This window comes from Mesorhizobium yinganensis, assembly GCF_040081985.1.
GTDB lineage: Bacteria > Pseudomonadota > Alphaproteobacteria > Rhizobiales > Rhizobiaceae > Kumtagia > Kumtagia yinganensis.
On sequence record NZ_JBEBMH010000002.1, the window covers coordinates 228,106 to 241,061 of the forward strand.

Sequence of the window (12,956 nt, forward strand, 5' to 3'; positions counted from 1 at the left end):
TGCGGTTCCGGCAAGGTCTGTGGCGTCCCATCGCCGTCAGGTCTTGCCGGTACGAAGCAACCGGCCGAAATGCTTTCGGACCCGTTGCGCCGTCTCCTTGACGTGCGCTTCCAGCACGCCGATGTCGGGCAGGTCTGTCGCCCGCAAAAGAAGATCGATCAGGCCGGGCGGCGCTTCCTTGCGGTCGAAAGGCCCCGTCAGGCAAAGCCTGATCATCTGCGTCAGCGCCATATAGAGCGCGTCCGCGTCGCAAAGCTCCTGCCGTGTCTGCGCGTCGGCGAAATCCGGGGACAGCCGGTTCAGCGCGCCGGCGGTGCCGGTCAGGCGGTCGCCCTCCATCGTATTACCGGTGAGTGCCGCGCATTGGGCGATGAATTCGAGATCGATCAGCCCGCCTGGCACCAGCTTCAGATCCCAGAAGTCACGCGGCGGCTTCTCCTTTTCGATCAGCGCCCGCATCTCGGCGGCTTCGCGGAACACCTTGCCGGCGTCCCGCGGCAAGGCCAGAATCTCCCCGACCTCCGCCTCCACCTCGGCGCAAAGGTCCGCATCGCCGGCAATCGACCGGGCGCGCGTCAAAGCCATGTGTTCCCACGTCCAGGCGTCGGTGCGCTGATATTTCTTGAAGGAGTCGACATGCGTCGCCACCGGCCCCTTGTTGCCTGAGGGACGCAGCCTGAGATCCAGCTCGTAGAGCACGCCTTCGGCAGTCTGCGCCGAGACGGCGGCGATCAGGCGCTGCGTCATCCGTGCGAAATAATGCGACGGGGCCAAGCCCTTCTCGCCGTCGGATTCTTCCGCATCCGCATCGTGGTCGTAGAGCAGGATCAAGTCGACGTCGGAGCCAGCGGTCAATTCGCGGCTGCCGAGCTTGCCCATTCCGAGGATCGCCACCCTGCCGCCCAGCACCTTGCCATACCTGACCGCGAACTCGACCATCACGGCATCCAGCGCAGCGCCTATGGTCAGGTCGGCAAGGTGGGAGAAGGCCCTGCCGGCACGGCTGGCGTCGATCGCGCCGGCAAGCAGCCTGACGCCGATCAGGAATTTTTGCTCCGACGCGAAGATGCGGAGGCGATCCAGCACCTCCTCGTGCACCGCCACATTTGCAAGGAACGCCTCCAGCCGGCCCGCGAGATAATCGCGGCTGGGCAGTTCGGCCAGCAGCGCCGGATCGAGCAGGCCGTCGAAGACATGCGGACGCCGCGTGATCGTGGCTGCCAGAGCAGGCGCCGAACTCATGATGGTGGCAAGCAGCTTCAGCAGTGCCGGATTGGACTGGAGCAGCGAGAAAAGCTGGATGCCGGCGGGCAGACCGGCGAGGAAGGCGTCGAAGCGAAGCAGCGCCTCGTCGGCACGGCGCGTCTTGCCGAAGGCTTCGAGCAACGCCGGCGTCAGTTCGGTCAGCCGCTCGCGCGCTTCCGCCGACTGTGTCGCCTTGTAGCGGCCGAAATGCCAGGTGCGGATGACCCGGCATATGTCGCTGGCACGTTCGAAACCGAGGCGCTTCAGCGTGCTCAGCGTATCGGGATCGTCAACGTCGCCGGTGAAGACCAGGTTGCCGACGCCCGCCGATAGCTGCGGCGCGGCTTCGAACAGCGCGGCATAGTGGCGCTCGACCTCCTGTAGCGAGGAGCGGAAGACGTTGGAAAAGGCTTCGGCATTATCGAAGCCAAGCAGGCGGGCAATGCGCTCCAGACCTTCGTCGTCTTCAGGCAAAGTGTGGCTTTGTTCGTCCGCGACCACCTGCACCGCGTGTTCGACGCGGCGCAGGAACCAGTATTGCGCTGCAAGCGCTGCGCGCGCCTCGGCGCTGATCCAGCGATGTTTTGCGAGTTCCCCCAGTGTCGGCACGGTCTCGCGCCCGCGCAGTTCGGGAAAGCGCCCTCCGGCGATCAGTTGCTGGGTCTGCACGAAGAACTCGATCTCGCGGATGCCGCCCCGCCCGAGCTTTACGTTGTGGCCCTTGACCGCGATCTCGCCATGGCCCTTGTGGGCGTGGATCTGGCGCTTGATCGAATGGACGTCCGCAATCGCCGCGAAGTCCATGTATTTGCGCCAGACATAGGGCTGCAATTCCTTGAGGAAGGCTTCGCCGGCGGCAATATCGCCCGCCACCGGTCGCGCCTTGATCATGGCGGCCCGTTCCCAGTTCTGCCCCCTGCCCTCGTAATAGTTGAGTGCCGCCTCGACCGGGATCGCCAGCGGCGTCGAGCCGGGGTCCGGGCGCAAGCGCAGATCGGTGCGGAAGACATAACCGGCCTCGGTGCGGTCCTGCATGATGCGGACCAGCCGCTTGGTCAGGCGCGAAAACAGGTCGGTCGCCTCGAACGGATCGAGGATGGCCGGCGCCTCAGGCTCGAAGAAGACGATCAGATCGATGTCGGACGAAAAATTCAGTTCGCAGGCCCCGAGCTTGCCCATGCCGAGTACGATCCAGCCCGATCCCCTGCCCGGGTCTGCTGGATCGACCAGCTTGAGTTTGCCGCTGTCATGAGCGTCGCGAAGCAGGAAATCGATCGCGGCGTTCGTACTGGCGTCCGCAAGGGCGCTCAGGCGCCGCACGGTGACATCCGCACCGACGAAGCCAGCCAGATCGTCCAGCGCAATGAGGAAATGCGCTTCCAGCTTAAGCCTGCGCAAATCCGTCATCAGCGTCTTTTCGGTGACGCCATCGACGAAAGGCAATTGCCTTGCCGCCGCATCGATTGCCGCCAGCCGGTCGCCCACGCGGGTATCGAACAGGTTTTCGAGAATCTCGGGACGCCGCCTGACGCAGTCGCGCATGAAATCGGACAGGTCGAAGACCGCGGCGAGGAAGTCCGCCTCTGCATCACGGCCCGTCAGCAGCGCAGCCAGCCGCGGCAGTTCCTTTTCCCTGGCCAGCACAGCCAGGTCGCGCATTTCCTGCCTAGCCTCGGCGGCATCGAGCGGCTTGAGCGCTGCCGGCTTCGCCTCGAAGAGGCGCGGTTTTGCTACTGCCTTCGCCGGGGCACCTGCCATCTATCCGTCCTCCTTGCGCGGAAAGCTCATGAGGACGGATAGTCCGGGATTGCCGGGCTCAAGATCAAGCCTGCCGCCGTGGAATTTCATCACTGCCTTGGCGAGGCTCAATCCCAGGCCGGAACCGGGCTGCGAACGGCTCTGTTCGAGACGGACGAAGCGTTCGGTTGCGCGTTTGCGATCCTCGTCATCGGGAATACCCGGACCGTTGTCGATGACGCGCAGATGCACCTCGCCCGGCAATTTCTCCAGCCGCACCGTCACCTTCGGCGCGGCATTCCCGCCCGCCGAATATTTGATGGCATTGTCGACGATGTTCGACACCGACTGGGCAATCAGTTCCCGGTTGCCGTCGACTTCCACGCCTTGCCGCACGTCGGTTTCGAGCCCAACGCCCATCTCCTCGGCAGTGGGCTCGTACAGTTCGGCCACGTCGCGGACGACTTCCGTCAGGTCGACCTTGGCGGTCTGCTCAGCCGAGTATCCGGCTTCCAGCCGGGAAATCATCAGGATCGCATTGAACGTCCGGATCAGTTGGTCGGACTCGGCGATGGTCGCTTCCAACGCTTCGCGGTAGTCGCCGCCGTCCCGCTTGCCCAACGCCGCCTCGGCGCGGTTGCGCAGGCGGGTCAGCGGCGTCTTGAGGTCATGGGCGATGTTGTCGGAGACCTGCTTCAACCCCTCATTCAGGTCGGCGATGCGGGCGAGCATCGTGTTGAGGTTCTCGGAAAGCCGGTCGAACTCGTCGCCCGCGCCGCTGATCGGCAACCGGCCGGTGAGGTCGCCGCCCATGATGCGGCGGCTCGCCTCCGACACGCTGTCGATGCGCTTCAGCGCGTGGCGGCCGACGAAGAACCAGATCAGCAGCCCGCCGACCGCCATGACGCCGAGTGCTGCGACCAACGACCGGCGCACGACGACGCGAAAGCGCTCGGGCTCGCCAAGGTCGCGGCCGACCAGAACGATCATCTGGTTGGGAAGTCTCAACACGAGCGCAATCGCCGCGTGCCGGGTCTCGGATTCGACCTGCGGCGCATCCGGATCCGCTGCGGAGCGTATCCGGCGCTCGGCGCTGCTGTCGCCGTATCGCTGATAGGAGAAAGGCCGCTCGGTCCAGCCCTCGACTTCCAGCACGCCGGGCTCAAGGCTCTCGACGTTGCCGGAAAGGATGCGGCCATTGGCGTCGGCGATGAGGTAAAGGTTGGCGCCGGGCTGGCGCGAGCGGCGCTCTATGGTACGCACCAAGAGCGGCAGCCCGCCGCGCTGGTAGGCATTGGCGAGACCGACGACCTCTTCGTTGATGGTGTCCTGCGTCTGCGAGGTCAGCATCCGCACGGAAAGCGCGGTCATGTAGAAGACGAGGCCGATCGCGCAGATGCCGAAAAGCAGGAGATAAAGCGCCGAAAGGCGCGCGGCGGTCGTCCTGAAGCTGGCCGGCAGCCGCATGCTTTGGCTTACCCGGCCTTGAGCATGTAGCCCGCGCCGCGAACCGTATGCAGGATCGGGCTGTCGAAACCCTTTTCGATCTTGGAACGCAGCCGCGATACATGCACGTCGATGACGTTGGTCTGCGGATCGAAGTGATAATCCCAGACGTTTTCGAGCAGCATGGTGCGCGTCACCACCTGGGCGGCGTGGCGCATCAGATATTCGAGCAGCTTGAACTCGCGCGGCTGCAGGAGGACCTCGCGGCCGGCGCGGCGTACCGTATGCGACAGCCGGTCGAGTTCCAGGTCGCCGACCCGGTAAAGCGTCTCGGCGTCCTTGAAGCTTGCGCGGCGGCAAAGCACCTCCACACGGGCCAGAAGCTCGGTGAACGCATAGGGTTTTGTCAGATAGTCGTCGCCGCCCGCCCTGAGACCGGTGACCCGGTCGTCCACCTCGCCGAGCGCCGAAAGGATCAGCACCGGCGTGGCGTTGCCATGGGCACGCAGGCCGGCGATGACGGACAGGCCGTCGCGGCGCGGCAGCATGCGGTCGACCACCATCACGTCGTAGTCGCCGGTGTCCGCCAAGGTGTAGCCCGCGTCGCCGTCGCCGGCGACGTGGACCGTGTGGCCGGCCTCGGAGAGCGCCTTCTGCAGGTATTCGGCCGCTTCGCGATCGTCTTCAATGACCAGAATCTTCATCGGATCATCATACGCGAATTCGAGCTGGCCTGCTGGGACGATGTTCATCGGTGTTCCTCCCTGAGTTGGGTGGAGAGTGCGGCAGCAGCCGATGGGAGCTGCTGCCGCCCGAACCGATCCTACGAGGACATACAACTGGACCGGTTCACGATCCGAGGCGCCCCGTTCGGGGGTGGTGAGGCAAGGCGCCCGGACCTGCCGTTCAGCCCTGGCCGATCGGCAGGGCCACAAAGCGGCTGTTGTCGTCACGGGTGATCTGGACGAGAACCGCCTTGCGGCCGGCCTTCTCGGCGTCGCTCATCGCGGCGGTCACGTCCTTGGCGCCCTTCACGTCACGCGAGTTGATCGAGACGATCACGTCGCCCGCCTGGATGCCACGGTCGGCGGCGTCGCTGTCGGGATCGACGTCGGTGACCACAAGGCCCTTGCCGTCCTCGGACGGCGTGACGGTCAGGCCAAGGTCAGCCAGCGAGGAAGGCTCGGCCTGCTGCTGGTTGCCCTGGTCGTTCGAGGCCTGCTTGTCGGGGCTCGGCAGCGTGCCGAGTTCCAGGTTCATCGTCTCGGACTTGCCGCCGCGCCAGACAGTGACTTCCACCGACTTGCCGGGCTGGATTGCGCCGACCGCACGGGCCAGTTCGCGCGGCGAATCAACTTCCTTGCCGTCGACGGCGGTGATGACGTCACCGGCCTTGATGCCGGCCTTCAGCGCCGGGCTGCCTTCCTGTGCCTCGGACACGATCGCGCCCTTTGCATCCTGCAGGCCGAGCGAGTCGGCGATGTCCTTGTTCACGGGCTGGATCTCGACGCCGAGCCAGCCGCGCGACACACTGCCGTCCTTCATGAGGGTCTGGACGACCTGCTTGGCGGTGGAGGCAGGGATGGCGAAGGCAATACCGACATTGCCGCCCGACGGCGAGAAGATCGCGGTGTTGATGCCGACGACCTCGCCGCTCAAGTTGAACGCCGGGCCACCGGAATTGCCGCGGTTGACCGCCGCGTCGATCTGCAGGAAGTCGTCATACGGGCCGGCGCCGATATCACGTCCGCGTGCCGAGACGATGCCGGAGGTCACGGTGCCGCCGAGGCCGAACGGATTGCCGACAGCGACGACCCAGTCGCCGACGCGGACCTTGCTGTCGTCAGCAAAATCGACATAGGTGAACTTGCGGCTGTCGTCGACCTTCAGCACGGCCAGATCGGTGCGCGGATCGGTGCCGATCAGCTTGGCGTCGAGCTCGTCGCCATTGTCCATCACGACGGTGAAGGCGGAGCCGCCCTCGACGACGTGGTTGTTGGTGACGAGATAGCCGTCCTCGGAGATGAAGAAGCCGGAGCCCTGGGCGACGGGACGCGGGCGCTGTTCGCGGTTGCTGTGGCGCTGCTGATGTCCGCCATTGTCGCCATCGCCGCGGAATTCGCGGAAGAAGCGCTTGAGCGGGCTGTTGTCGGGAAGCTGGTCGAAGCCGGGACCACCCTGGAACATGTCGTCGCCGCCATTGTCGGAGGCAGGCTGGATCTTGGCCTTGACCTGGACGCTGACGACGGCCGGCGAAACCTTGTCGACGACGTCGGCGAAGCTCGGGACCTGGGGCGCCTGGACGCGCACGGCATCGGCGAGCACCGGGGCGGTGCCAGTCGTGACGGCGCCGAATCCGATCGCGCCGGCGATTGCAACGGAAGCGACGGCGGCCAGCAGGCGCGCACGTGTCCGTGAAATATTGGTGTTGCTCATGGCTTCTATTCCTCTTCAGCAGGATGCGTCTCGGGCGGCATCCAGTGCTGACAGAAATAGGAGCCGGCACATTACGGCGCCATTTCCGGGGGATGAAATTTAGGTAATGTTGGCGGCAACCGTGCGGCCATTTCGCGGCGACATTGCTCCCAGGCCGCTTTCCCATCGCGAGGCCGCGGCTTAAAGTGCGCGCCCATGTCGAGCCCGCAACTTCCCGATGCCGAATTCCCAGGACCGATGGACGTCGCAAACTCTGTCACGGACATCACGGCATGGCTGATCGGACCCGCCCGGAAGGCCAGCCAGCCCAAGGAAATCGTCGCAGGCCTGATTGATCGCCTCGTGGCCGCCGGCGTGCCGTTGTGGCGCGTGCGCATAGGCCAGCGCGTCGCCAATCCGATGATCGGCGCCTGGGGCGTGATCTGGACCCGCGACGGCGGTGCGGAACGCTACACGGTGCCGCGCAGCATGCTCTCGAGCGATTCGTATCGCGGGAGCCCGTTCGAGCACGTCATCGTCACCAGGACGAGCTTTCACGAATCATTGGAGAATCTGAGCGAAGGCCGCGATCATCCGGTCCTCTTCGAACAGGCAGCGGCCGGCAGCACCGATTATTTGGCGATCCCGCTGGAGTATGGGGATGGTTCGGTCCAGGCTGGCGCATTCACCACGGACCGGCCCGGCGGTTTCGTTGCTCGCGACATCGCGCTGATCGAAGGCCTGGCGCCGGCCATCGCCGCCGCCCTTGAGCCGGCGGCGATGCGCCATTCCATGGAGAGCCTGCTGGAGGTCTATCTCGGCGTCGGTCCGGCAAGCCGTGTCGCCAAGGGCAATTTCCAACGTGGCCACATGACCGAGGCAGAGGCCGCTATCCTGGTGACCGACATGCGGGATTTCACCGGGCAGTCGGAGCGGCTCGCTCCCGACGCGTTGCTGGCCCGCCTGGGAGCCTATTTCGAGGTGGTGGTCGATTCGGTCCGCGCCGAGGGCGGCGACGTGCTCAAATTCATCGGCGACGGCGTGCTATCGGTCTTCCCCGCGAGGGATTCTGGACGCAAGGACGCCTGTCTGCGTGCCGCCCGCAGCGTGTCGCGAGCCTTCAGCGATACCAGCCTTGCCGAAGTGCCTTTCGTGGCCGCCATGCATGTCGGCCCGGTCGTCTATGGCAATATCGGCAGCCGCGACCGGCTGGACTTCACGGTGGTCGGGCCGACAGTGAACTATGTCAGCCGCCTCGAAGGCATCAGCAAGCAGTTGGACAAACAGGCCGTGTGTTCCGAGGAGGCCGCGGCGCTGCTGCCGGCAGACATGGTTCGCGATCTCGGCCGCCACACGCTGAAGGGTTTTGCCGAGGCGCAGACGGTGTATGAGTTGAGGACATCAGTCGACGCTTGACCGTGCCTGGACGCTCAAGCGTCGGCAATTCGTGACGGGGACGGCCGCTGCGCGCCGCCTTGGCCGCTGCCACCCTCTCCGAGGATTCGGCCGAGCGCCGCCTTTTCCTCGTCGGAGAGAGCCGTCTCTGTCCGGCGCTTCGATCGGGCGGAAACCAATGCAAACAGCCCACCAAGAGCCAATAGCACAACCGGCGTACCCCATAGCAGCGCGTTGCGGGCGCTGAAGCGTGGCTTCAGCAGCGCGAACTCGCCATAGCGCGCCACGACGAAGTCGAGCACCTCAGCGTCCGTGTCGCCGGCCGCCAGCCGCTCGCGCACCAGCACGCGCAGATCGTGCGCAAGCTCGGCGTCGGAATCGTCGATGGACTGGTTCTGGCAGACCATGCAGCGCAGTTCCGCCGATAGCGTGCGAGCCCGCGCTTCCAGCGCCGGATCGGCGAGCATCTCGCCGGGTTGCACGGCGAGCGCCGGACCGATGGCTATGGTCAAGGCCAGCGCCGCAAAGACAGCGCGAAAGCTGATCACGCTCCGGCTCCGGCGGGACTCGCGGCCTTGGCGCGCTTGGCCGGAGCGCCGACGCGCAGGCGGCGATCGCTGAGCGAAACCGCGCCTGCCGCCATCATGACCAGGCCGCCCAGCCAGATCAGCGTCACCAGCGGCTTCCACCAGATGCGCACGACTATGCCGCCGTCGGCGGTCGGGTCACCCAGCGATACGTAGAGCTGGCTGAAGCCCAGCGTCAGGATACCCGCCTCCGTCGTCGGCATCTGCCGCGCCGTGTAGAGGCGCTTGGCCGAAGTCACTTCGCCCTGCGGCCTTCCATTGGCAGCGATCAGCGCGAAACGCGCGCGGGTCTCGGTGTAGTTCGGTCCCTGAACCGGCGCCACACCTTCGAAGCGCAGCGTCTTGCCGGCAATGTCGGTCGTCTCGCCGGGCTTCATGGTGGTGATATGTTCGGCCCCGAAGGACAAAGTCGAGACGATGCCGAGCAGGGTCAGCCCCATGCCGAGATGCGCCATCGCGGTGCCGAAGACGGAGCGCGGAAGACCGGCGAAGCGCTTTGCCGATATGCTCAAAGGGACCGTCCCAAGCGCCGATTTCTGAGCGATATCCGTCAACGCGCCAAGGATCATCCAGACGGCCAGTCCGACGCCCAGCGCGGCGAAGACGCTTGCGCCATCGACCAGCAGCAAAGTTGCCAGCACCGCCAGCAGCGCGCCGCCGAACGCTGCCATCAGCCTCTGCGCCACCGCGTAGAGGTCACCGCGCTTCCAGGCGAGCAACGGCCCGAACGGGATGAGCAGCAGCAGCGGCAGCATCAACGGGCCGAAGGTCAGGTTGAAGAACGGCGCGCCGACCGAGATCTTGTCGCCGGAAATCGCCTCGACCACCAGCGGGTAGAGCGTGCCTACCAACACCGTCGCGGCGGCCGTGGTCAGGAACAAATTGTTGAGGACCAGCGCACCCTCGCGCGAGATCGGGCTGAACAGCCCGCCAGCCGAAAGGCTGCCGGCGCGTAACGCGAACAGCGACAGCGAACCGCCGATGAAGATCATCAAGATCGCCAGGATGAAGATGCCACGCGTCGGATCGGTGGCGAAGGCGTGGACGGAAGTCAAAACGCCAGAGCGCACCAGGAAGGTGCCGAGCAGCGACAGGGAAAATGTCAGGATGGCGAGCAGGATCGTCCAGATCTTCAGCGCCGAGCGCTTTTCCATGACGATCGCCGAATGCAGCAGCGCGGTGCCCGCCAGCCACGGCATGAACGAAGCGTTCTCGACCGGGTCCCAGAACCAGAAGCCGCCCCAGCCGAGTTCATAATAGGCCCAGTAGGAGCCCATCGCGATGCCGCCGGTCAGAAACATCCAGGCGGCGAGCGTCCACGGGCGAACCCAGCGCGCCCAGGCGGCGTCTATACGCCCGTCGATCAGCGCAGCAACGGCGAAGGAGAAGCAGACCGAGAAGCCGACATACCCGAGGTAAAGCAGCGGCGGATGGACGGCGAGACCGATGTCCTGGAGGATCGGGTTGAGATCGCGGCCTTCGAAAGGCGCGGGCTCGATGCGGATGAACGGGTTGGAGGTCGTCAGCACGAACAGCAGGAACGCCGCGCCGATCCATCCCTGCACGGCCAGCACGTTGGCGCGCAACGTCGCCGGCAGATTGTTGCCGAACACTGCAACCAGTGCGCCGAAAAAGGTGAGGATCAGCACCCAAAGCAGCATGGAACCTTCATGGTTCCCCCAGACGCCCGTCACCTTGTAGAGCATCGGCTTCAGCGAATGCGAATTCTCCCACACATTTGCCACGGAGAAATCCGACTGCACGTAGGCCATGGTCAGCGCCGCGAAGGCAATGCCGGTGAAGGCGAAACCCGCCACGGCCACCGGCCCTCCGGCGGACATCAGGCGAGCATCCCCGGTGCGGGCGCCGACCAGCGGCACCAGCGACTGCACCAGTGCCAGCGCGAAGGCCAGCACCAAGGCAAAATGACCGGTCTCGACGATCATGAGCCCGGCCCCGCGGTCTCATCCTGCCATACACCCTTGGCCTTCAGACTGTCGGCGACTTCCTTGGGCATGTAGTTTTCATCATGCTTAGCAAGCACACTGTCGGCGGAAAACACGCCGTCGGCGCGCATCGTGCCCTCGGCAATCACGCCTTGCCCCTCGCGAAAGAGGTCCGGCAGGATGCCGACATAAGCGACGGGAACCGATTTGTCCTTGTCGGTGATGGCGAAGGACACTTCCGTGCCCTGCCCGCGCTTTACTGTGCCTTCCTCGACCAGCCCGCCGAGGCGGATGCGCTGGCCGGGTTCCAGCGTCGCCGCTTGCAGTTCCGCCGGCATGTAGAAGAACGACGCCTTTTGGCCAAGCGCGTAAAAGGTCAGCGCCGTCGCCGCACCGAGGAAGGCCAGCGCGCCCGCGATCACCGATAATCTTTTCTGCTTGCGCGTCATCAAAGTCTCATTCCGTCGCGGACAGGCCGAGCGACGTTGCCAGCGCCGACAGCCGCTTGCCGTCCTCGCTGCCGCCGTCCAGCGCCTGCAGCCCGCGTCCGAGAGCCTCGCGCGCCTGATCGGTCTTGCCAAGCACGACATAAGAACGAACCAGCCGCATCCAGCCTTCCGCGTCACGCGGATTCTGCCGCAGTTTAGCATCGAGCCCGCTGACCATCTGCTCGATCATCGCGGTGCGGTCCTCTTGCGACATCGAGGCTGCCGCGTCCACCTCGTCCGCGGACGGCCCGGGTGCCGCGGGCTTTTCAGCGGCGGCGATGCGGCGCCCGGCCTCGGCGATCGCTTCCTGCACCGGAACGCGCCACGGGCTGTCGGCCGGCAAGCCGGCCAGCATCGCCTGCCACGCCGATGCCGCATCTTTCATCTTGCCTTCCTGCGCCAGCGCCGTGGCAAGATAAAAACGTGACTTCGAATTGTTCGGATCGGTAAACAATGCCTGGCGGAAGGCCTCCTGCGCTTCGGCTGTCACGATGCCGCCCGCGGCATTCGCCATCGCCTCGCCCAAGCCGGCAAACCGGTCCCCGCTTTCACCGAGCAGACGGATGGAATTGCGATAGGCGGCGACGGAATCGGCGAAACGGCCCATTCGCAGGTAGATCGGCGCCAGAACCTCCCACCCGCGCCCGTCCTCCGGATTGGAAGCAAGATGGCCCTCGGCGCGGGCGACGAGTTCGGCCATCGTATTGTCGGCCGGGTCAGTCTGGAGGCGCGCGCTCAAGGGCTGTCCCGGCAGCAAGGGCGAACCAAGGGCCGCGTACAATCCCAAACTGACGATCGGCACAGCCAATACAGCCGCCGCACCGACCAAACGCGCGAGCCTGCTGCCACCGCTCGTCGATTTATCATCCCTGGCGCCGGCCAGCTTCAGGATACGGCGGCCGATCTCGGCGCGCGCCTCTTCCGCCTCCGTCTCGCCGATCAATCCGCGCCCTGCATCACGGTCCAACTCGTGCAACTGGTCGCGATAGACTTCGATATCGTGATCCTGCGCGACGTCTGCCCGCGGCTTGCGCCCGCTCAGAGGCAGCATGACCGCCAAGCTGGCGGCCAGTGTCAGCAGCGCGGCGACAATCCAGAACAGCATGGACTTCTCAATACCCGTCCCGTCACGGCCTGCCAACTCGCGGCCGCTGCGGCTGATTGACAGCCTGCATGACGAACCGTTCTTGAGAAAACCGGGATTCAGGCCATCATCGCCAAAAGCGGCGCAATTCAGGTCAGCGTCGCCCAGCTTCCGTCGGTATTGCGGCAGGCTGTGCCGCGCGCCGTGCGCGTCGCGCCGTCAATCACGATCGTGTGCGTATATTGCCGGCAGTCCTGGGACCCGACCCGATAAGGCTGCGCAGGAACCACGTCGCCCGAACGGCCGGAACTGTCGCCGCTCCAGCTCACTTTCTGGCCGCTCTGCGTATACTCCAGCGCGCGATACTCGGCCTCCAATGCCTTGCGCCGGTCGCCGGAATTCAAGCCCTTGCCGATGTCACCCGCGACCAGACCGCCGACCATGCTGGCCTTGCCGCCAGTCACGGGCGGGGGTTCGATCGTCGTGCCGGCAGGCTTGCCGCCGAGGCCGGATGTCGTGCCACAGCCGGCAAGGGCAAGCAGACCAACGAGCAGCGCCATCCGTATCGTCATCACCACCACCGATCGAGGCCGCTTGCGGCATGAGGAATGCC

10 protein-coding genes are annotated in these 12,956 nt (G+C 65.4%); 1 reads left to right on the forward strand and 9 read right to left on the reverse strand.

Features of this window, described 5'->3' with window-relative positions; genetic code table 11:
* Positions 1-36 precede the first annotated feature (36 nt).
* The 4 genes from ABMA59_RS04675 to ABMA59_RS04690 all read right to left on the reverse strand — a co-directional run bounded on the left by ABMA59_RS04675 (position 37) and on the right by ABMA59_RS04690 (position 6,864).
* Positions 37-3,003, reverse strand: a complete 2,967-nt coding sequence (locus ABMA59_RS04675; protein WP_349004149.1) for a bifunctional [glutamine synthetase] adenylyltransferase/[glutamine synthetase]-adenylyl-L-tyrosine phosphorylase — start codon at positions 3,001-3,003, stop codon at positions 37-39.
* Positions 3,004-4,449 (reverse strand): sensor histidine kinase, encoded by a 1,446-nt coding sequence (locus ABMA59_RS04680; RefSeq protein WP_349004150.1) that lies wholly within the window; start codon positions 4,447-4,449, stop codon positions 3,004-3,006.
* 8 nt (positions 4,450-4,457) lie between these two features.
* Positions 4,458-5,132 carry a response regulator transcription factor gene (locus ABMA59_RS04685; RefSeq protein WP_349004636.1) on the reverse strand — a complete coding sequence of 225 codons (675 nt, stop codon included), beginning with the start codon at positions 5,130-5,132 and terminating at the stop codon, positions 4,458-4,460.
* 202 nt (positions 5,133-5,334) lie between these two features.
* Positions 5,335-6,864 carry a Do family serine endopeptidase gene (locus ABMA59_RS04690; protein WP_349004151.1) on the reverse strand — a complete coding sequence of 510 codons (1,530 nt, stop codon included), beginning with the start codon at positions 6,862-6,864 and terminating at the stop codon, positions 5,335-5,337.
* 237 nt (positions 6,865-7,101) lie between these two features.
* On the opposite strand from ABMA59_RS04690, the gene ABMA59_RS04695 reads away from it, so the two are divergent.
* Positions 7,102-8,259 (forward strand): adenylate/guanylate cyclase domain-containing protein, encoded by a 1,158-nt coding sequence (locus tag ABMA59_RS04695; protein WP_349004152.1) that lies wholly within the window; start codon positions 7,102-7,104, stop codon positions 8,257-8,259.
* 14 nt (positions 8,260-8,273) lie between these two features.
* Here ABMA59_RS04695 and ABMA59_RS04700 read toward each other — a convergent pair whose 3' ends face one another.
* The 5 genes from ABMA59_RS04700 to ABMA59_RS04720 all read right to left on the reverse strand — a co-directional run bounded on the left by ABMA59_RS04700 (position 8,274) and on the right by ABMA59_RS04720 (position 12,915).
* Positions 8,274-8,786, reverse strand: a complete 513-nt coding sequence (locus ABMA59_RS04700; RefSeq protein ID WP_349004153.1) for a cytochrome c-type biogenesis protein — start codon at positions 8,784-8,786, stop codon at positions 8,274-8,276.
* Complete coding sequence (locus ABMA59_RS04705; RefSeq protein WP_349004637.1) at positions 8,783-10,768, reverse strand: heme lyase CcmF/NrfE family subunit; 1,986 nt, start codon at positions 10,766-10,768, stop codon at positions 8,783-8,785. The genes ABMA59_RS04700 and ABMA59_RS04705 overlap by 4 nt, the downstream gene beginning before the upstream one ends.
* Positions 10,768-11,220: a cytochrome c maturation protein CcmE gene (gene ccmE / locus ABMA59_RS04710; protein WP_349004154.1), complete on the reverse strand. Its 453-nt coding sequence runs from the start codon at positions 11,218-11,220 to the stop codon at positions 10,768-10,770. Before ccmE ends, ABMA59_RS04705 begins: the two co-directional genes overlap by 1 nt.
* 7 nt (positions 11,221-11,227) lie before the next feature.
* The gene (gene ccmI / locus ABMA59_RS04715; RefSeq protein ID WP_349004155.1) at positions 11,228-12,364 is read right to left on the reverse strand and encodes a c-type cytochrome biogenesis protein CcmI; all 1,137 of its coding nucleotides are present in this window, start codon (positions 12,362-12,364) and stop codon (positions 11,228-11,230) included.
* Between the two features lie 128 nt (positions 12,365-12,492).
* On the reverse strand, positions 12,493-12,915 hold the full coding sequence (locus ABMA59_RS04720; RefSeq protein ID WP_349004156.1) for a hypothetical protein: 423 nt from the start codon (positions 12,913-12,915) through the stop codon (positions 12,493-12,495).
* Positions 12,916-12,956: the final 41 nt, after the last annotated feature.